Annotated in this window: 10 protein-coding genes and 2 pseudogenes; 9 read left to right on the top strand and 3 right to left on the bottom strand. The window is 34.0% G+C overall.

What is annotated here, in order from left to right:
- The first annotated feature begins 179 nt into the window (after positions 1-179).
- The 6 genes and pseudogenes from ICI50_RS05225 (at position 180) to ICI50_RS05200 (ending at position 7,159) form a co-directional block, all read left to right on the top strand.
- Positions 180-1,217, top strand: a complete 1,038-nt coding sequence (locus ICI50_RS05225; RefSeq protein WP_188892088.1) for a hypothetical protein — start codon at positions 180-182, stop codon at positions 1,215-1,217.
- A 144-nt stretch (positions 1,218-1,361) separates the two neighbouring features.
- Positions 1,362-2,255: a proline iminopeptidase-family hydrolase gene (locus ICI50_RS05220; protein WP_013854082.1), complete on the top strand. Its 894-nt coding sequence runs from the start codon at positions 1,362-1,364 to the stop codon at positions 2,253-2,255.
- A gap of 150 nt (positions 2,256-2,405) precedes the next feature.
- Positions 2,406-3,313 (top strand): annotated as a pseudogene (locus tag ICI50_RS05215) (restriction endonuclease).
- 36 nt (positions 3,314-3,349) lie between these two features.
- Positions 3,350-4,195, top strand: a complete 846-nt coding sequence (locus tag ICI50_RS05210; RefSeq protein WP_188892084.1) for a hypothetical protein — start codon at positions 3,350-3,352, stop codon at positions 4,193-4,195.
- Positions 4,196-4,302: 107 nt separating this feature from the next.
- On the top strand, positions 4,303-5,943 hold the full coding sequence (locus ICI50_RS05205; protein WP_095342419.1) for a type I restriction-modification system subunit M: 1,641 nt from the start codon (positions 4,303-4,305) through the stop codon (positions 5,941-5,943).
- On the top strand, positions 5,936-7,159 hold the full coding sequence (locus tag ICI50_RS05200; protein WP_188892082.1) for a restriction endonuclease subunit S: 1,224 nt from the start codon (positions 5,936-5,938) through the stop codon (positions 7,157-7,159). The genes ICI50_RS05205 and ICI50_RS05200 overlap by 8 nt, the downstream gene beginning before the upstream one ends.
- A 29-nt stretch (positions 7,160-7,188) precedes the next feature.
- Here ICI50_RS05200 and ICI50_RS05195 read toward each other — a convergent pair whose 3' ends face one another.
- Both ICI50_RS05195 and ICI50_RS11010 read right to left on the bottom strand, forming a co-directional pair.
- Positions 7,189-8,109: a site-specific integrase gene (locus tag ICI50_RS05195; protein ID WP_095342181.1), complete on the bottom strand. Its 921-nt coding sequence runs from the start codon at positions 8,107-8,109 to the stop codon at positions 7,189-7,191.
- Between the two features lie 65 nt (positions 8,110-8,174).
- A pseudogene (locus tag ICI50_RS11010) lies at positions 8,175-9,212 on the bottom strand (restriction endonuclease subunit S); the annotation flags it as partial.
- A gap of 103 nt (positions 9,213-9,315) precedes the next feature.
- Here ICI50_RS11010 and ICI50_RS05185 point away from each other — a divergent pair.
- The gene (locus ICI50_RS05185) at positions 9,316-12,360 is read left to right on the top strand and encodes a type I restriction endonuclease subunit R (protein WP_188892078.1); all 3,045 of its coding nucleotides are present in this window, start codon (positions 9,316-9,318) and stop codon (positions 12,358-12,360) included.
- Between the two features lie 11 nt (positions 12,361-12,371).
- Positions 12,372-14,144: a DUF262 domain-containing protein gene (locus tag ICI50_RS05180; RefSeq protein ID WP_095342184.1), complete on the top strand. Its 1,773-nt coding sequence runs from the start codon at positions 12,372-12,374 to the stop codon at positions 14,142-14,144.
- Positions 14,145-14,436: 292 nt separating this feature from the next.
- Here the strand turns inward: ICI50_RS05180 and ICI50_RS05175 are convergent, their stop codons facing one another.
- On the bottom strand, positions 14,437-15,342 hold the full coding sequence (locus tag ICI50_RS05175) for a peptidylprolyl isomerase PrsA (protein ID WP_188892077.1): 906 nt from the start codon (positions 15,340-15,342) through the stop codon (positions 14,437-14,439).
- 269 nt (positions 15,343-15,611) lie between these two features.
- On the opposite strand from ICI50_RS05175, the gene ICI50_RS05170 reads away from it, so the two are divergent.
- Positions 15,612-21,647: a S8 family serine peptidase gene (locus tag ICI50_RS05170; RefSeq protein ID WP_188892075.1), complete on the top strand. Its 6,036-nt coding sequence runs from the start codon at positions 15,612-15,614 to the stop codon at positions 21,645-21,647.
- Positions 21,648-21,797: the final 150 nt, after the last annotated feature.

Genomic DNA, 21,797 nt, shown 5'->3' with positions numbered 1-21,797 from the left:
ACGATCCGCTTTACCAAGCCAACAAATTCTACAGAGGTGGCGGCGGTAGAAACGCTTATGACTTGGGCCCTATTTCTTGGGTAAAAGCCAGCCACATTAATAGAGAATTTGCTTACCGCGGCGGCAATAATGCTTTGACGACTGATTAGGATAGTTTGAATGAAGAAGTAGATTAGAAAATGAATTTAAAAAAGGGTAGTAAATTTGCATTAATTTTACTAGCAGGTTTAGCTCTAGCAGGATGTTCTAATAATCAAAATAGTAAAACAGTAACTCATAAAGCATCTAAAATCTCAGCTGGCTTAGTTGAACACAAGAACAAGCCGACTAAGCTCGGACATTTAAAAGCTAATGACCTAAGTCCACAAAAGACAGTTGCTGTAATCACTGCTTATGCTGGAAAGAAGTATTCAGATGATTGGGGTACCTCCCTAAAGAAAGCTCAAACTAATGGGTTACGGGTAAATTTAGAGAATCAATCAGATTTTTCTTACATGAAAAATGGTAGTGGCGTAGCCTATCTAGTTAGTGATGGTAATGGTTATACATTAAAGCAAGTTAATGGTGAAAACATATACTATCTTTATGATAAAGAGGAAGAATTGACTTCTGTTACTATGGGACAGATGATCAATTACTTTAATAAGTCAGATTCTGATGAGCTTGTTAATGATCTTGCTAAAAATGCCAAAATAGTTAATCAACGTACAGAATCAAGCGATAGTACTAATGATAAAACTAGCCATAAAACTAATATTCCAGCTGACGGTGGCTTATTTAATATACCAGCTCAATATCAAGGTACCTGGTATACTTATCCAGCCGACGATAATAAATTAGATGTTACTAAGATCACTCAGCATCAAATTATGGATGGAAATGACGTAACAGAACTGCATAAAATTAATGACAATACCGATGATGATTATATTGAAAAATATGCGAAATCTAAGTCTTATCTAAAGGCTACGAAAAATTGGGGAAGAGTTAGCTTTTGGAATCGCCGTGGTATTAAATATATGAATGTCATGGGCTGGATGCAAGGTGCTGGCGATGGCGTTTTCTATGGTATTCATACTGAAAACGAGCAACCTGTATTGGTAGTCGCTTATGGTGCCGGTCTTTGGACTAACTGTGTTGCTTGGAAAACTCCGCAACTTGCTCAGCAATATAAGCATAAGAAGTTTAAAGATTTGGTTTACCAAGATGATGAATAAGTAATTTTGAGTTAGATGAAGCATTCCGCTTAGGGATGCTTTTTTGTTTAATGCTATTTTTGATTTTGAAGAACCTCGTAGATCAAAAGTTGTTTAAATATGTGTTAATATAAGCATGTAAGGCTAAACACAGGAGGCTTAATAATGTCCGGAGAAACTAAAATTGTTACATTGCAAGATAATTATCATGTATGGACCAGACGGGAAGGCGAGGGACCAATTAAAATCCTGTTACTCCATGGTGGCCCAGGAATGACTCATGAATATTTAGAGCCATTTTCTGATTATATTAAAAATCATCCTGAAATTGAAATCATTTATTATGATCAGTTAGGATCATATTTTTCAGATCAGCCTAATGATCCTACTTTATGGAATATTCCAAGATTCATAGATGAGATAGAAGAAGTACGTAAAGCATGGCATCTTGAACAATTCTACTTATATGGTCAATCGTTTGGTGGGCTGTTTGCTCTAGAGTATGCGGCCTCTCAATATGGTAAGCATGCTAAAGCTGTTATTGATTCTAATATGGTTGATAGTTACCAGGATTATGCAAAATATATTAACAAATATCGTGAGACGATGGACTCTGATGATGTAGCATACATGAAGAAGATAGAAGCTACAGGTGATTATGAAGATTCACACTATAATGAATTGTTGCAGAAACTATATAATCGTTGTATTTGTCGAATTCATCCTTGGCCAGATGCAGTACAACGTACTTTTGATCATTTGAATGAACAAGTTTATGTTACTTTACAAGGACCAACCGAATTTAATATAACTGGTTTATGTAGGAACTGGACTATTCGAGATCGGCTAAAGAAAATTACTGTACCTACTTTAGTTTTAGGCGCAAAGTATGACAGTATGAATCCTGAAGAAATTAAAGCTGTTGCTAAACGATTGCCTAATGGTGAATCGCATATTTGTCCTAATGGCAGTCACTTCTCAATTTTTGATGATCAAAAAGATTACTTTAATGCAATTACGAAGTTTATTGAAAAAGTTGAGGATAGAGAACTAGATTAAAAGGAGACATATCTTAATCTGATAGTGATACAATATAATTAGGATGAAATGTTATGTTGTCCATAATGCTGGATTATGTCTGATAAGGACAGTCAAATGACCGTCTTTTGTTTTGAATGTAATTATAAAAATTTTCGGGAGAATTTTAGTATGGCTAAATATAAAAGACGGAGCGTTGAAAAAGCAATTATAATGGCATTAAGAGATTTAGGTGGTTCAGCTTCAAGAAAAAAATCCGTCGTACTATAGCTGAGAATGAATATGATGGGTTAACTTATGAGGGAGTATATTACACTAAACACACCAGAAATGGAAAATATTCTCCATTTTTGTTCGATTTTAATTTTGGCTTAAAAAATCTTCAATCCGTTGGTTACGTAGAAGAATTAAAGCGTAATCAAGATGTTATTTTAACGGATCTTGGTAGATCTGTAGATTTAACTAATTACCCAACGGAAGAACAACAAAAGGCAATAGCAGCTTATTGGAATAAAAAGAATGCATTACGTGCAGAAAGAAATAAGGCGAAAAAAGTAGCTGATGAAGATAAAGAAGAGGCAGTTGATTCAGATGATGAGCAAGACTCTGCGGATAATGATTGGAAGACTCAACTTTTAGATCAAATTAAAAAGTTCTCACCAGCTAAATTTGAAAGCTTTTCTCGTTTGTTAATTTCTAAAATGGGTGTGTCGATCGATAAGATAAAGGGTGTTCAATTATCTGGGGACCATGGTATCGACGGATTTGGCTATTTTAGATCAGATGAATTTAGAACTAGTCGAGTTGCAATTCAATGTAAGAGGTACACTTCTGGTACAGTTGGAGAGTCTGAGATTCGTGATTTTAAAGGCACAATGGACAGCTTTAATGCTGAATATGGTATTTTTGTGACTACCAGTTATTACACAGATACTGCTAAAGAGATTACGGTTCAGGGCAATAGAACAGTTACGTTAATTGATGGACAGGAACTAACGGATCTAGTTGAAAAGTACCAGTTGCACATTAAGCCTGTTACTACTTATGCTCTTGATGATTATTATTTTGAGAAGGATTAGAAAATATAAGTTTTCTTGTAAATAGACTAAACACAAATGAAGCTAACAACACAGATTTCCAAATTTGCTCAACAAGCCAAGTTTTTACCAAAAGTCAAGATTATTGGGAGTAAGGACTTTGTAGTTAAATCACTTAGTAGGGATGCATTTATCACAAAAGATGAAGAAACGATTAGTCCTAGTGAAGTAGGGACAATAGTTGATTATCTTACTCGATATGTTGTGCTTGCAGATGAACATGCCTTTGATGTTGCAAATATTAAAGTAAGGGAAGATTTGCGAAGACATGTAGTTTCGATTGATCAGGTTAAGAAATTGATTGCTGAAGAAAACAAACTGGCAAAAATGGTTGTTAATTTATCCGATATTGAAGATTTACCAGATGATGCAATTATATTAGCAACTGATATTTGTGCTTGGGAAGCTGCTTATCGCAGTGGTAAATATATTGCACCGAAAGAATATCCTGATAAGCTGACGATTAATCATATTAGGACGATGATCAATAGAGTCGAACAATTCTTTGAAAAATATGGTTTGCCGACTAAAGACGCGTTTACTGCACATACGAAGAATGGTTGCTTAGTAGGAGATGGTGATTATCTCCTAAGTAGCACTTTAGTTGATTTGAAGGTGTCAACTTCACAAAAGATGCAGATGTACTGGGTAAGACAGCTTCTATTGTATTATGCGTTAGGCTTTTATAATCATGTTAATGATGAGCAGATTGATCGGCTGATGATTTTTAATGCTAGGAACAACGGTGTATATTATGTCGACATTTCTAGCATTGATAAATCAGTAATTGAGTTTGTTTATGAGACGGCAGAAAATTATAGTAAAGTTATTGAAATGAAGATAAAGCAGATTTTAGGGATTTAATAGGATAAATACACTCAATGACGAGTGTATTTATTTTTTTGCGAATTGTTTGTTAAAATATTGAATGAATAAACGTTGGTTAACAACGAAAATTAGAAGGATTTGAAATGACAGAAATTAAGACGAAAAAAGAACTTGAAACAGCACTATATAGTGCGGCAGATGCTCTGCGCGGAAAGATGGACGCTAATGAATATAAGAACTATTTATTAGGAATTGTCTTTTACAAATATCTTTCGGATAAATTGCTTTATCATGTAGGTGAAGTTTTAGAAAGTGATCCTAAATTGCCTTTACAACATAATCAAAAGTTGTATGAAAGGGAATATGATACTAATTTGGATTTACAAGATGAAATTAAAAATTCTCTTTCTTTTATCCTAGAACCTAAACATACATTTACATATATTCTAAATGAAATTAATGGAGAAGCTAGAGATGATAAGGGTATTAAGACTTTTCAAATTTCAGATTTAGCGGATGCGTTTAATGATATTGAAAGTACAAGCCATGATTTCGAAGGCTTGTTTCAAGATGTCCAACTTTATTCACCAAGATTAGGTGCTAATGCGCAAAAACAAGCAGATACTATTGCTAATGTTATTAAGGCAATTGGTGGTCTTGAAATTGTTCATGCTCCGGGTGATATTCTAGGTGATGCCTATGAATATTTGATTGGTCAATTTGCCTCTGAAACGGGTAAAAAAGCGGGGGAATTTTATACTCCACAAAAGGTTTCGGAACTTTTAACCAAGTTAACTTTAGTAGATAAAAATTATCCTGGTGGAATGACCGTATACGATCCAGCAATGGGATCTGGTTCATTGCTTTTAAACTTTAGAAAATTTATTGATGAAGTTAATGGTAAGCCAGATGAAGTCATTTATTATGGGCAAGAAATTAATATGTCGACTTTTAACTTGGCTAAGATGAATATGATCCTGCATGGGGTGGATGCATCAAATCAGCATTTAAGAAATGGTGATACTCTAGATGAAGATTGGCCACCTATTTCTCCAGTTATGTTTGATGCTGTAGTTATGAATCCGCCATATTCACTTCATTGGTCTGCAAATAAAGGGTTCTTACAAGATCCGAGATTTAGTCCTTATGGTGTATTAGCGCCTAAGTCTAAGGCAGACTATGCATTTTTACTACATGGTTTCTATCATTTGAAGAATACAGGTACTATGGCAATTGTTCTTCCTCACGGCGTTCTATTCCGTGGTGCTGCAGAAGGTAAGATCCGTAAAAAATTGCTTGAAGATGGTTCAATTGATGCTGTAATTGGACTTCCAGCAAACTTGTTCTACAACACTAGTATTCCTACAGTAATTCTTGTGTTGAAGAAGGATAAGGATGATAGAAGTGTGATGTTTATTGATGCGTCTAAGGGATTTGAAAAGAAAAAGAATCAAAATGAATTAAGAGAAGAAGATATTCAGAAAATTCTTGATACTTATGAAAAACGTGAAGATGTTAAACGTTATGCTCATTTAGCTAAATATGATGAAATTGAAGAAAATGATTTTAATCTTAACATACCTCGTTATGTTGACACATTTGTTCCTGAGCCTCCAGTAGATTTGAAAAAAGTGGCTTCTGATCTGCATGAAACAAATGTAGAAATTGAAAAGAATCAAAAAGAATTAGTAGGGATGCTGAAGGATTTGACTTCAGATGATCAGAATGTAATGAGCGGATTAGATGCAATTATCAAGGAGCTAGAGGGAGAATTACATGACTGATAAGAAGCAAAGAAAAGCACCAGTACTCCGTTTTAAAGGCTTCACTAACGATTGGGAGCAAAGAAAGCTGGGTGAAGTAGCACAAATAGTACGTGGAGCTTCACCGCGACCTATAAATAATCCTAAATGGTTTGATTCCGAATCAAATATTGGGTGGTTAAGAATATCTGATGTCACTTCTCAAAAGGGAAAAATTTATCATTTAGAACAACATATTTCGAAGTTAGGACAACAAAAAACTAGAGTAGTAACAACACCGCATTTACTTTTAAGCATAGCAGCATCTGTAGGCTATCCAGTAATTAACTATGTACCAACCGGTGTTCATGACGGCTTTATTATTTTTGAGAATTTAAAGCTTAATATTGATTTTGGGTTCTTTTGGTTACAAAATTTTAGACCGATTTGGAAAAAATATGGTCAACCAGGAAGTCAAGTAAACTTAAATCGTTCTATTGTCTCTAATACAAAAATTTGCTTTCCGTCAAACATAGAACAAAGGAAGATCGTAGATCTTTTGAATCAAATCACAAAATTACAATTTCTTCAGCAACGAAAATTAAAAAAAATCAAACTATTGAAAAGGGCTATGCTTCAGAATTTATTTACTTGTAAAAGCTTTCCTAAAGTGAGATTTAAAGGATTCTTAAATGCTTGGGAGCAAAGAAAGCTGGGTGAAGTAGCACAAATAGTACGTGGAGCTTCACCGCGACCTATAAATAATCCTAAATGGTTTGATTCCGAATCAAATATTGGGTGGTTAAGAATATCTGATGTCACTTCTCAAAAGGGAAAAATTTATCATTTAGAACAACATATTTCGAAGTTAGGACAACAAAAAACTAGAGTAGTAACAACACCGCATTTACTTTTAAGCATAGCAGCATCTGTAGGCTATCCAGTAATTAACTATGTACCAACCGGTGTTCATGACGGCTTTATTATTTTTGAGAATTTAAAGCTTAATATTGATTTTGGGTTCTTTTGGTTACAAAATTTTAGACCGATTTGGAAAAAATATGGTCAACCAGGAAGTCAAGTAAACTTAAATCGTTCTATTGTCTCTAATACAAAAATTTGCTTTCCGTCAAACATAGAACAAAGGAAGATCGTAGATCTTTTGAATCAAATCACAAAATTACAATTTCTTCAGCAGCAGAAAGTAAAAGAATTACAACAAACTAAAGAATTTCTACTCCAAAACATGTTCATATAAAAAAGGCATCAAAGGTGATGCCTTTTACTCTATCTTAACTGAGATAAATGATGCAGAATTTTGTCATTATCTTTGTTTTCAAGTTCCTTGATAATATGAATATACGTCTCCTGAGTAGTTGTGGTATTACTATGTCCCAATCTTTTTGCCACACTTGCAATTGATACACCTTCATAAAGTAACAAGGATGCATGAGTGTGTCTTAAGCCATGAATTGATATCTGAGGTATATCAAGTTCTTTACAATATTTGCCTAACTTCTGATTAAGAGTAGAATTATAAACTCGTTGATCTTCCTCGAAGAAAATAGGCTTTTTAGCTTTCTTTTGATTAATCAAGTTCTGGAATTGCTGCATCAATTGCCAATCAACCATAACCAATCTATTAGATGATGGATTCTTGGTAGGTTGAAAGTTACCAATTTTTTCTTTGTAATTCCAAGATTTATTGATATTTAAACTTTGCTTTTCAAAGTCAAAATCTTCTGGAGTCAATGCTAAGGCTTCTGCAAATCTGAGACCTGTTTTTGCTATTAATAAAAAGAACCAATCCCAGTTTAGATCCTGACCTAGATTTAATGATCTTAGCAAAGTCTGTAATTCATACAAATTTAAAAATTTCAACTTCTTGTCACTAGGATCGCATCCTTTGATAATTGCCCTTCTAGTCGGATCTGTCTTTAACAGGCCATCGTCAACTGCGTCGAATAAACTTGCTTTCAAATGATGATGAAAGTCTAGTGTCGTAGTTTTCTCATGATCTTGAGCATATTTGTTCAAGATCCCTTGATAATTTCGACGATTTAACTCGTTCATGTGCAAGTCTGGTGCTAATTCTTTCAGCTTACGTTGTACTAGATAATATTTATGACGCACTGCATTATCTTTGTACAAGTGAATCCATTCCAGGTAATACTTGTAAAACAACTTCTTACTATACTTCTGTGACATATAAAAACCTCCTTAAATTTAGTCACTAAAATTATTGTTTAAGAAGGTTTATCATTTATGCAAGATTAGATAAAAATATTTTGAAGTAAAAATTTTTTTAGTTTAACTAAGAAAACTACCTTTTTTTTATAATTTTTTATTTCTGAATCATATCTATCAAGCAATGATGCAATATTTTTTTGTTGTTGAATGTTAGGAACAGGTATTTTCATTGTTAATAAATCCTTAGGTACAATTCTTTTTTGACTATTTGAAGAGCCTGTTGATAATGAAATTGCTTTATAAAGTACATAATCTGTGTTAAGCGCGTAATATAGATAATCTTGATAGATTGTTTGAGCTTTCAGGGGTATAAATTCAGCTGAGCTAACTGAATTTTGCGGAACTTTTTTAATATTCCAAATACGCTTTTTTCTAACATTCAATTTATTAAAAAGAATTACAGGCTCATTAATTTTCAGTCGAGTGCTATGCATAGCTACACCATATACTTTATTCGGTTTTTTATTAGAATCATAAGCTGGCATACTGTACTCCATATATAATGTTTTAGGAGTGTTTTGAGGATCTATTGAGCATTTTGAAATACTTATTAATTCAGATAATTTTATTTTATCTTTAGTTTGAAAGTTGATAAGACTATTAAGCAAAGTTTTCTCTATCTTTGATAGAATTTTGATTTTTCGTTGCTGAAGGAATTTAGCGTGATCAATTAGTTTAATAATTTGTCCTATTTTATTTTGTTCATTGTATGAAGTAGTATTTACTTTGATATTATTTATTGTTGTTTTAGATAAACTAGGTAAACCAGTTGATTCATCATATTTTTTCCATTCTATTTTTTGAAATACAGAATAAAGAAAATATATGTCATAACTATTTTTAGGGACATTCCAAAACAGTGTATCTACAGTCCAAAATGGTGCTTTAAGTAACTGAGGGTGATCAATGGTTCCTTTTCTTCCAATTCCAATAGCATCTTTTTTACTTAATGTTTTATCAACTGATAACATGTACCCCCCGGTACCATAAACTGGTATGTTTCCCCGGTTAAGAGATTTATAGTCTTTACCAGAATTTACAGTTAAGCAGTCTCCCAATTTATGTTGCTCCCAAACGAAAAAGCACTAAAAAAGTCCACACAAATTACTCATAAAATGAGATAATTATCAATATAAGTACACAAATATAAGGAGTATCGAATTCGTGGAACAAGAAGCAGTAATTGAAGAAAAATTAATCGATCAACTTACACGTAAGGATTCAAAGTGGACACTTCGTGAAGATTTAAAAAACGAAGATGATCTTTGGGATAACTTCTTTAAAATTTTGTCACGAAGTAATAAGGATGTTCTGAAGGATGTCCCACTGACTGATAATGAAAAAGCAGTAATCAAGTCAAAAATTATTCAGCCAACTTTTTACAAAGCAGCAGAATGGTTAGCTGGCGTTAATGGACAGATTAGACTAGCAATTCAACGAGATAATACTAAGTTAGGTACTGCAGACTTTTTAGTAATTAATAATAATGATATTGCTGGTGGTAACTCAACGTATGAAGTTGTTCATCAAATTCAATTCCATAAGCGTAGAGAAATTGACCGTAATCGTCGTGGGGATGTTACTCTTTTAATCAATGGCTTGCCAATGATTCATATCGAATTGAAGAATAGGGCACATTCACCTAAGGAAGCATTTAATCAAATCCAAAAATATATTGATGAGCAGATGTTCAATGGGATTTTTTCAACGATTCAAATGTTTGTTGTTTCCAATGGAAGCTATACTCAATATATCGCGGCAGGTCAGCAATTAAGAGAAAAGTTCTTAACTACTTGGGTAGATAAGAATAATAAGCCAGTTCAGAATTACTTAGATTTTGCTAGAGAAGTATTGTCTATTCCAGCAGCTCATCATATGGTGGCTGATTACATTGTCTTAGATAGCATTCAACATAGTATCATTGTGCTTCGTCCCTATCAGATTCACGCTATTCAGGCAATTGAACGTGCTTCGTTAGGAATAAAAATAATAGATGGTAAAGAAAAAAGAGAGGAACCATATTCTGGTTTTGTTTGGCATACTACAGGTTCAGGTAAGACGTTAACTTCGTATAAAGTTGCTCATAATTTACTTAAGATTCCATCAATTGAAAAAACGGTTTTCTTAATTGATCGTAATGATCTTGATACTCAGACTTCGCAAGCCTTTGAAACTTATGCTCAGAATGATTCAATTGAAGTTGAAAGTACGGAAAACAGTTATGTCTTAGCTAGAAAACTAACATCATCAGACAAGAAAGTAGTTGTTACTACTCGTCAAAAGATGCAAGCTTTATTCAAACGAATCAAGCAAGATCAAGAGCAAAAGCGTTTATATAAGAAATTAAAGAATGTAAAACTAGCTTTCATCGTTGATGAATGTCACCGAGCAGTTTCCCCAGATCAGAAGAATGAAATTGATGCTTTCTTTGCTAAACATCCTTTGTGGTATGGTTTTACTGGTACCCCAATATTTGATGAAAATGCTAGAGAAGCTAAGGGGAGGAATGCTCGTACTACGGAACAGCAGTACGGTAAATGCTTACATAAATATACAATTAAAGATGCCATTAGAGATAAGGCTGTCTTGGGCTTCCAAGTTGAAGAAGAAGGAAGTAATTCTGTCAATACGGATGAATCTGATATAGATGCAAGAAAGAAGGAATATTTATCTCTTTCTCATATGAAAGCTGTGGTCAAGCGAGTTATCGAAAACTCTTATCGTAAGCTAGGTATCTACAACAAGAACAGTCGTGGTTACTCCTATGATGCAATTTTTACAACTAGTTCTATTAAGCAAGCTCAGAAGTATTACCGTATTTTTAGGGATGTGATTAATGGAACTGATCCAGATATTCAGATTCCTTCATATATTAAAAAGGTGTTACCTGATTTTCCTAAAGTAGCGATTACTTATTCAGTTGGTGAAAATGGCGATGGAGATGAAGCTAATCAAAAAGAAATGAAACGATCCATTGAAGATTATAATAATATGTTTGATACACATTATTCAATGGAGGAATTAGCTGCTTACAATACTAATGTCAATGATCGTCTTGCTCGCAAAAAAGCTGAATTTAAGCCGAGAGTACAACAATTAGATATTGTGATCGTAGTTGATCGTTTACTAACCGGCTTTGATGCACCATGTTTGTCCACTTTATTTATTGATCGACCACCGATGTCATACAAGGACTTGATTCAAGCATTCTCTAGAACTAATCGAATTTTCGATAAGGATAAAAAATATGGTCAAGTAGTGACGTATCAGTATCCTAAGAAATTTGAAGCTGATATCAATGCTGCCATAGCGCTTTACACAGAAGGCGGAAGTAGTGAGATTCTAGCTCCAACTTGGGATGAATCAATTATTAAATTTAAAAAGGCTGAAAAACAAATTATTAAATATGATAATCATCAAGGTATACCAATTGTGGAGGCACCATTAGAGCAACAAAAGCGCTTTTTGAAAGAATATCAAGAATTTGATAAAAGCTTAGGTGCAATTAAGACTTATAACGAGTTTAGTGATATTGATCTTGAAAAAGATTATGGCTTGAACACTTCGTTTATCGAAGACACGCGTGCTACCTATGAAGTAGTGAAAGAGCAAGTTAGGGAAGCAACTGGTGGTAATGATGGAGATGGACAGGATTCAGATGATCAATTTGATCCAGAATATGAATTAGAAAATACTGGAAGACAGGAAATTAATTACGCTTATATTGTTCAATTGATTCAGGCTTATATTCCTTCAGATACTGAGATAGGAACTCAGAGAACTGAAGCTGAAGTTAAAGAAATTGATGACTATATCAAGAATCTAAGTGAAAACAATAAAGCATTGGCTGATATCATGCAAAATCTTTGGTTTGAAATTAAGTTTGATCCTGAAAAATTTAGAAACAAACAGGTCAATGAGCTTCTACAAGGGATGATTGATGATGCAAGGGAGGACTTAATTAAGAACTTTGCTAATGATAATGGATTAAATATTGATGACTTAAAGTTTGTAATTCGTCATTATGATCCGAATGAAGATAGACAGCAAACAGGGATTAATACGTTGCTATCATTTAGTGTGTTTAAGAACTTCCGGCAGTTGCATCCAGATACTGAGCTGAATATGTTGCAATGGAAAAAGAACGTTCGTGAAGGGCTCAAAAAGTTTTATGAAGATGAGATTTCTCCTTTAGATGAGCAAGAATAGGAAGAAAAATTATGACAGATAAACGTTATAGTGTTGATCATGCAAATATTGGGAACATATTAGGTTGGATTCGAAGTGGAGAAATTGGCTTACCTGAAATGCAACGTCCTTTTGTCTGGAAGCTGAAGCAAGTCAGAGATTTAATTGATTCGCTTTATCGAGGATATCCAATTGGATTTATTGTAACTTGGCAGAATCCAGATGCAGATTTAAAATTTGGAGGAAAAGGGCAAAATAAAGAGATTATTATTGATGGTCAGCAGAGAATTACTGCTTTAAGTGCAGCTCTTGAAGGCAATCAAGTTGTTGATGATAAGTATTCAAAAAAACGTATTTACATTGCCTTTAATCCAACAACTGAAGAATTTGCAACCAAAAGTGCAGCAATTGCGAAAGATCCTAAATGGATTTCTGATATTTCAATTTTTAATCAAAAAGATTTTAGTTCATATCATTACGTTGGAGAAAATAGTGAAAGATTAGGAGTCGCTGAAGATCAGCTAGATGAAATAATTCAAAAATTAAAATCGATCTCGCAATGTGAAATTGGAGTTATCAAATTAGATAGCACATTACCAATTAATCAAGTAACAGATATTTTCAATCGAATTAATCAAAATGGTACAAGATTGTCATCAGCTGATTTTGCTATGTCCCGATTATCATCTGATACAGCTCATCATGGCAATGAACTTAGAAAAGAAATTGAATACTTCATTCAAATCTTTGGTAATAGTGCATTAGCAGACAACATTAAAAAAATGGATCCAACATTTGCAAATTCTGATTACTATCAGCATATTGCATGGGCTGAGAAGAAAAACGTAAGGATTTTTCAACCTGATTTTGGTGACTTGCTTCATATTTTCTTAGGAATTGGTTTTTTACGTGGCCGACTTTCACAGTTAGTCAGTTTAGTATCAGGGCGTGATTTTGAAAAACAAACTTATACTGAAGAAGCAATGGCAGAATCATATGAAAAGTTTGATAAAGCGGTTCAATATGCATTGAATGAAAGTAACTTTAGTCGCTATATTCTCTTACTTGAAAGTTTGGGTATTATTGATAGGAGTTTCGCTAAGTTACCAGATTCGTATACTAATTTTGGTTATATTCTGTATTTGTTTTTGAAGAAGAATACCAATTTTAGTAATGATGAGATTGAAAAATTTACAAAACAATGGATCTTGATGACAGCTTTAACTAAACGATATGGATCAAGTCCAGAGACTGGGTTTGATAAGGATCTACGATTAATATCGGAAAATAACGAAAAGAATCATTTGGTAGAATTCTTTAAAGAAACAATTGCTCAAAATTTAACAGAAGAATTTTGGACCTTGACCTTGCCTGAGAATTTAGTTGCCCAGACAACACAATTAACTAATTGGCGAATTTTTCAAATGTCACAAATTCATGCTAAAGCCCATGCTTGGCTTGAAAAAGATAAGTTTACTGTAGATACAATTAAGGAACAGGGGAATATACATCATATTTTTCCAAAAGCTTATTTACGTAAAAATGGGTTTAAACAAAGTGAATATAACCAAGTAGCTAATTATGTTTGGATAACGCAACCGAGAAATTTACAAATAGGTGATCGTGCTCCTAAAGATTATATGGAAGATGTTGAAGCTACTAAATACTATTCCGTTGAAAATGATCAAGCAAATGCGATTCCTGCGGATTTGAATAAGTTTGATTTTCATCAATACAATCAATTTCTAATTGAGCGGCGTAATTTAATGGCACGGAATATTAGAAGACTATTTGAAAGTTTATAAGTTGTAAAAGTTAAATAATTTTTGATGAAATAATGATAATTATGTAAAGCTGAAAAGGCGCCCTGACAGCAGGAGGTGATAAAAATGACCAACGAATATTGTCACAATGGCATGAAGTGTCAAAAAGGATGTCCTTGTGCTGGGAAAGATGGCATCTGCCATTGCCCAATGGTTAATGATAAGCAATGTGCTTGTCAAAGTCACTGCAGGGAACAAGAAAAATAAGTAGACACTAAGTAAAAATTAGCAATCAAAAAGGCCTAATACCGTAATTGGTACTAGGTCTTTTATGTTAATTTATTGCGGATTTAGTTGATCCTTTGTATTGATCAAGTGCGGATTCTAGATCTTTATCTTTGATTTGAACCTTCTGATCTTTAAGCGTCTGGCTAATGACGTTTTTCATAACGGTTGAGTTGGCAGCCCATTTGTCATAAAGGTTATTGATTAAATCTTGTTTGTTTTCTTCGAAGTTCCCTTTAGCTGGATGTTTAATCATCTTAATGATTTCATACCCGTTAGTAGTTTTAACTGGAGTAGTTGTATATTCACCATTTTTTAATTTATAAGCAGTGTCTTTGAAACTAGAATCTAGTTGTTTATTGTCCTTATTGAATGCTGCAATTTTTCCGCCATTGCTACTAGAAGAGCTGTCGACTGAATACTTTTGGGCTAAACTTGCAAAGCTTGTGCCATTGTTTAACTTTTGAATTACCGTGTTGGCTGTATTTTTATCAGTAGTTAGAATATGTTGAACAGTAACAGAAGGTGAATAGGTCTTCCATTCTTTTTTTAATTGTTTATCAGTTGGTTTGATTTGTGCTTTTAAGGCAATCTTACTAAGAAGATTGATTTTGATCATTCTTCTAAATGAAGTAGTGGTGTAACCATTCTGCGACAAAAAAGATGCGAATTGATCACCATAACGTTCTTTGTAATTATTATATTCTTGATTAACTGCTTTAGAACTGAGTTTCTTTCCATATTGTTCATTCAAAGCATCATAGATTAATAAATTAGCTAGAATCGTATTACTACTAGGAGAAGTTTTAATTGCTTTGTAAAATTCTTCTTGGGTAACTTTTTTATTCTTTCCATATTGGGCAACTTCAGTATTATTTGATTTTGAGCAGCCGGTAAGGCTGAAGGCAAGTAAGAAAGCTGAAGAAGTCAAAAAAACTTTTACTGGTTGGTTCATAAATTTACCTCCAAATCAACATGGTATTAATGGATCATATTAAAGCATATTATAAATTTAATATCAACTTAATATTAATACTAATCATAAATCTCACAATATAAGACATGATGGGATCAACTTTATTTAGAAATTAACAAAATAAAAGCTTGCAATTTTTTAGAATTGTGCTAATATAATGTCTAATTAAAATTAATAAATTTAATAAAAACTTAAATATGATTAATTTTTATGTAATTTATCCTTAATCAAGATGGGAGGATCATCTTATGGAGAGAAGTAAATATGTAGGCACTCTTTTATGTGCAGCGGCTTTATCCTGTATCCCTGCATTCACCACTGCAGAGAATAATGTAAAAGCTAGTGTAGAAAGTCAAACTAAATCTAGTAAAAAAGCAGCCGCTACAGTTAAAACCACTACAACTGGAGTAACTCAAAAGGCGATTGAAGCACAACTTGCTGCTAAAGGTGTAGCTTTTAAGCATTTAACACCTAAGCAAAAGCAAGATGTTTATGTTGATGTAATTATTCAATTAAAATCCGCACCTGCTGCGACTAATGGCAGTATTAAAGCAAATGCAAGCAGTGCCGAGATTGAACAAGCTTCTAAGCAAGTAATTGCCTCTCAATCTACAGTTAAAAGCCAAGTAAAAGCTATTACCAAACAAGCAATTGGTAAGAGTTATGGTTACGTTGTGAATGGATTTGCAACTAAAGCTAAGGTTAAAGATATTCAGAAGTTGAGAAAATTGCCTGGAGTTAAATCAGTTACTTTAGCTAAAGTATATTATACTAATGATTCGTCTGCTGATAATATGGCCAATGTTTCAACTGTTTGGAACAACTATAAATATAAGGGTCAAGGTACAGTCGTTTCAATTATTGATACAGGAATTGATCCTAATCATAAGGACTTGCGTCTAAGTGATGATAAGCAAGCAAAACTATCTCAAAAAGACGTTGCCGACTTCACCAAGAAGGCAGGCTATGGTCGTTACTTTACTGATAAAGTTCCTTATGGTCACAACTATGCTGATAATAATGAAAAGATTACTGATGATGATCCTAGTGAACAACATGGGATGCACGTTTCTGGTATTGTTGCAGCTAACGGAACATCAAATAATACTAAATCTGTAGTTGGTGTTGCACCTGAAGCACAATTATTGGCAATGAAAGTCTTTTCTAATTCAGATAGTTCAGCAACTACTGATTCTACTAGTATCATTGGTGCAATTGATGACTCTGCTAAATTGCATGCAGATGTCCTGAATATGTCATTAGGTTCTACTTCAGGTGAGCAAACTGACAATGATCCTGAAATTGCTGCTGTTGATCGTGCTACTAAGAAAGGAACTGCTGCAGTAATTTCGGCTGGTAATGCTGGTACTACTAACTCAGAGTCTGAAGGCAACAATAAAGCCTACTATGGTAACCCTGATATGGAAACGGTAGGTACCCCTGGTACAGCTAGAAGTGCAACTACTGTATCTTCTGCTAAAAATACTAAAATTACTACAAGCGGAATTACTATTAAATCTGCTGATGGTAAGACTACTATTTTAGGTCCAGAAACTACCCAACTTTCTGATGGTACAGATAAGACTTTCTTTAACAATAAACAGTTCTATGTCGTTAAAGGTAAGGATGGTAAATTAGGTGTAGGGTCTGCTGATCAATATACGTCTGACGTTAAGGGTAAAATTGCAATTGTAAAACGTGGTGATCTGTCCTTTACAGATAAGCAAAAATTCGCAGAAAAAGCCGGAGCCGCAGGTTTGATTGTTATTAATAATGAAGCAGGTCCACTGACTAATGCGCAATATAATGCGGGCTTTCCAACTGCAGGATTGTCTGACACTGCTGGTGCTGCTTTAGTTAAATATGTTGAAGGACATCCTAATGAAGCATTAAAGGTCAATATTGAAGTTCAACCTTTGGCTAATACGACAACTAAATCTGATCTGATGTCAAGCTTTACTTCATATGGTCCCGTATCTAATTTGGCCTTTAAGCCTGATATTTCTGCACCTGGTGGTAATATTTGGTCAACTCAAAATAATAATGGCTATACCAATATGTCAGGAACTTCAATGGCTTCTCCATTTATTGCCGGAACTCAAGCTTTAGTTAAACAAGCAATGAGTGATAAGAAGGGTACCTTCTATAATCTCTATCAAAAGATGAGTGCTAGTGAAAAGACTGCTTTTGTTAAGAATATTGAAATGAATACAGCAAGTATTGAGCCTGATGTCAGTCATGAAAATGTAATTGTTTCACCTCGGCGGCAAGGTGCTGGTTTTATTAATGCTCAAGCAGCTATTAACGCAATAGCTAAGAATCCTTCAACAGTTGCTGCTGGTAATAATTATCCAGCCGTTGAATTAAAAGATTTCAAAGAAAATACTAAGACGTTTACCGTTAAATTCACTAACCGAACTAATAAGCCACTTACTTATAAGCTAGCTAATAATGGTAAAGATTCGGACGTTTACACTTCTGCTACTGATAAAAATGCAGTCTTATACGATAAGAAGATTGATGGAGCATCGGTTAAGGTAAATGGATCGATTGAAGTACCCGCTAATTCGACTAAAGAAGTTTCATTGACTTTAACAGTGCCGAATGGTTTTAAAGAAAATCAATATGTTGAGGGCTTTTTGACATTTAAGTCATCAGATAATAAGTCGCAGTTAAGATTGCCTTATATGGGCTTTTATGGTGATTGGGCAAGTAATGATATACCAATTTTCGCTAAATTAAATGACAAGAATGTCTTTCAACCTGACCAAGGTATTATGGGTACTACTGTAACAGTAGGTAACGATTCTGATAATACTAATCCAGGTTTGAATGAGGATGAGAAGGGTCAGTACAGTTTTGATTCGTCTAAGTTTGCGATTTCTACTGCAAAAGACAGTCAATTTAAGTGGATTAAGCCAACTTACTACTTGTATAGAAATGCTAATAATGTAAAGATTCAGATCTTGAACAACAAGGGTAAGGTAATTAATACTTTAGCTACCTTGGCTAATGTACCGAAGACTTATTACTATGCTCAAGGCCAAACATATACTTACTTTGATAGTGCACCGTCTTGGAATGGAACTTACTTTGATCAGCAAAAGGGTAAAAAAGTTAGTGTTCCAGAAGGTAGTTATGTGTATAGAATTGTAGCTACAGTAGATGGAACAAAGAAACAACAACATTATGATATTCCTGTCAAGGTAGATAATACAAAACCAGCAGTAAGAAACTTAAAGCTTGTTTCTACCAAGATTAAAGATGCCAAAGGAAAAGAACAAACTAAATATGTTTTGACCGCAGAAGCTAAGGATGAACTTAGTGGATTGAGTGGGGATGCGAATGTTTCAGTCAATGGTATTTCTAGTCAAGTTCAATATGATCCTACAGTTAAAGCAGGTAAAGATGGCTTTAAACAAGTTAAGATTAATCTAACTGATGCACAAGCTAAGTCTTTAGCTGCGGGTAAAAATGATTATTCGGTAGCCTTATTTGATAATGCAGCTAACGCAGGTACTACTTCAGGCAAGGGCAATAAGCCAGGCGAAAGCACCTATGGATTAGTTCTTGACAATGGTGGTTTGCCTGAAAAGATTAGTTCTAAGACAGATAATTATGACGCTAAAAGTGGTAATTATACAGTAACAGGGACGTATCCTGCTCAACTTTATGGAACTTACACTGATAAGGATCATAAGATGCACGACCTAACCGTTAAGTATGACAAGACTACTAATAGTTTTGAAACTAATATTCCAGTAGCTAAAGCCGATTACAAGATGGCAGTTAAGTTCTATGCTGATGAAGATCATAAGACTCCGATTGAACAGAAGAATATTGCAGTTAGCTTGGTTCCTGCTAAGGTAGAAAGCTTAGCCGTTGATGGAACAAAGAGTTATGATGGTAAGACTGCTAAATTGGCCCAAACATCAGAAGGTTCTGTTAAATTAACTGGTAAAGTAAGTGCTGATACTAAGAGCATTGAAATCAAGAATGGTGATCAAAAAGTACCTGCTAAGCTAGCAGCTGATCATACCTTTAGTGCTGAAGTGCCGGTAGAATATGGTGAGAATGACGTTACTATAGTTACAGCTGATGCTGATGGTAATAAATCTACTGTTACCCAAAAAGTTAAGTCTAGTGACCGGGGCAAGATCACTGTTGCTAGTGGGGATGTCACCTTTGATAATGACATAAGCTGGGGCACTACTAATGTTAATGCTAAGACTAAGAATTACGATCCAAAGACTGGCAAGTTAACTATTACTGGTAAAGTTAAGAGACCAACCACTACTTTGCAAATTGATGGTAAGGATGTAAAGATTAATCCTGACCAAACGTTTAAGTTAACTTTAGACATTGGTAAACATGGCGCTAAGGTCTTTTCAGCTCTTGTAGGGGATTCAACAGTTAGAGAAACTAGTCAAGAAAGATTGAGCTTCTACGTAGATGCTAATGCTCCAGCTTTGAATCTTAATGGAAAAGATACCGTTTATACTACCAAAGATAAATTTACTATTAGTGGGACTGTTAGCGATGATTATAAGTTCTATGACTTAGCAATTAATGACAATGATGTTGAATCTAATTGGTCAGATGTCGATTATCATAGTACTGATGGTGTTAAGAAAGGCTTTAAGCATGAAGTTGAATTGAAGCCAGGTAAGAATGTCTTTGAAGTTAAGGTTACTGATGTTCAAGGTAATTCTAGCAAGCAAGCTGTAACAGTTTACTATGAACCAGCTAAGACTTTGGATAATCCTGTAATTAAGCAGGTTAAGGCAAAAGATGGCAAATCAAGTACTATCACAGCAACGACTCAAGTAAAAGATGCTAAAGTCGAGTATAGTACTGACAATGGTAAGACGTTTAAGCCCGTTCCTACTGATGGAGTTAAGGTTACCAAGAATGAAACAATGAAGTTTAAGGCTGTTGATAAATATGGTAATGAATCTAAGATTGTTTCTGTTGAAGTAACAGGTCTAAATGAAAAGCCAACTAAGCCTGAAGTTGATAAAGATAAGGACTTGAAACAGGCAAAGGAAGAATTAAGCGAACAAGTTAACAAGAAGGTGAATTTGACCAAGTACACTACTTCTTCTAAGTCTGCATATGAACAGGCCTTAAAGCAAGCTAAGGATGTATTAAGCAAGGAAAATGCTACATTAGCAGAAGTTCAGCAAGCAGCTAAAGCTTTAACTGAAGCTAAACAAAAGTTGACTACTACAACTCCACAAAAAGATGAAGCTTTAACTAAGACTAAAAATGATTTGCAAGCCAAAGTTAGCGCAGCAGAAAAGAAGGATCTTGATAAATACACAGATGCTTCTAAGGCAATGTTTACTAGTGCTTTGAAAGTAGCTTATGCGGTACTTGATAATAAGGATGCAAATGTAGATGATGTTAAGAATACTTCTACTCTTCTTGATACAGCAGAAAAAGCATTAGCATTAAAGACAGAAAAACCAGCTCAATCAGCAGATAAGACTTTAGCAGCTGAAAAGCAAAAGTTGAGTGCTAAATTAGTTCAAGCTAAGAAGCATGACTTGACTAAGTATACTTCTAAATCTAGTGCAGCCTTAACTGTAGCTATTACAGCAACTGAGAAGGTTTTAAACGATAGAAACAGCAAGGTTGATTTAGTTAAGACAATGGAGAAGGTACTTGATACTTTGTCTAAGAACTTGGTTGTAGCTCCTAAAATTCCAGATAAACCAATTGAACCAATTCAACCAGTTATTCCAACAGTACCTGAAGTAAATCAAGAACCAACTTCAAATCCTCAATCAACCCCAGCAACTCCGTCTACAAATAATGACTCCGATAAAAAAGAAGATACTGATAAAGAAAAGTCTCATACACCGGCTGAAATAGGTGAGAAGACTACAGTAATGTATAAGTCAGTTCTTTATACCAAAGATCTTGAAAAGACGGATAAAGTTGTTTCAGGTTATGGAAAATTGAACCTGGTCACTGATGAGAATGGTAAACTTAAAGTTTACACAATCAAGGGACAACATTTCTATAAAGTTGTTGATACCGATGAGTATGTACGTGTAAGAAATGTTACTGGTACAAAAGTTACCTTGAAGAGAAACTCATTTGTTTATAAGTCAAATGGTAAACGTGTATCACGGAAACTCTTAAAGAAGGGCACTAAAGTTACTGTATATGGTGGCAAATACAAAGCTATTAAGCATTACCGCAAGACAGCGTACAGAATCGGTCATAATAAGTATGTAAAGAGCGTGAATATTAAAAAATTTAAACCAGTTGAATAATTAAAATTAAGTAAAGTCGATAGAAAATATCGACTTTATTTTTTACTAAATGCTATATAAATCCGTTGTTACTAAACTAAAAATAAAAAACAACTTACTATGCCACCCACATCAAAAAACAAAAAAACAAACTCCATTCAATTTCAATCA

It is taken from the genome of Lactobacillus kefiranofaciens (assembly GCF_014656585.1).
Lineage (GTDB): Bacteria > Bacillota > Bacilli > Lactobacillales > Lactobacillaceae > Lactobacillus > Lactobacillus kefiranofaciens.
This window is presented reverse-complemented; position numbering and strand designations above follow the sequence as displayed.

Bases quoted from the DNA above. Each gene is read 5' to 3' on its own strand.
- ICI50_RS05225 (WP_188892088.1), top strand. From the start codon at position 180: ATGAATTTAAAAAAGGGTAGTAAATTTGCATTAATTTTACTAGCAGGT.
- ICI50_RS05220 (WP_013854082.1), top strand. From the start codon at position 1,362: ATGTCCGGAGAAACTAAAATTGTTACATTGCAAGATAATTATCATGTA.
- ICI50_RS05210 (WP_188892084.1), top strand. From the start codon at position 3,350: ATGAAGCTAACAACACAGATTTCCAAATTTGCTCAACAAGCCAAGTTT.
- ICI50_RS05205 (WP_095342419.1), top strand. From the start codon at position 4,303: ATGACAGAAATTAAGACGAAAAAAGAACTTGAAACAGCACTATATAGT.
- ICI50_RS05200 (WP_188892082.1), top strand. From the start codon at position 5,936: ATGACTGATAAGAAGCAAAGAAAAGCACCAGTACTCCGTTTTAAAGGC.
- ICI50_RS05195 (WP_095342181.1), bottom strand. From the start codon at position 8,109: ATGTCACAGAAGTATAGTAAGAAGTTGTTTTACAAGTATTACCTGGAA.
- ICI50_RS05180 (WP_095342184.1), top strand. From the start codon at position 12,372: ATGACAGATAAACGTTATAGTGTTGATCATGCAAATATTGGGAACATA.
- ICI50_RS05175 (WP_188892077.1), bottom strand. From the start codon at position 15,342: ATGAACCAACCAGTAAAAGTTTTTTTGACTTCTTCAGCTTTCTTACTT.
- ICI50_RS05170 (WP_188892075.1), top strand. From the start codon at position 15,612: ATGGAGAGAAGTAAATATGTAGGCACTCTTTTATGTGCAGCGGCTTTA.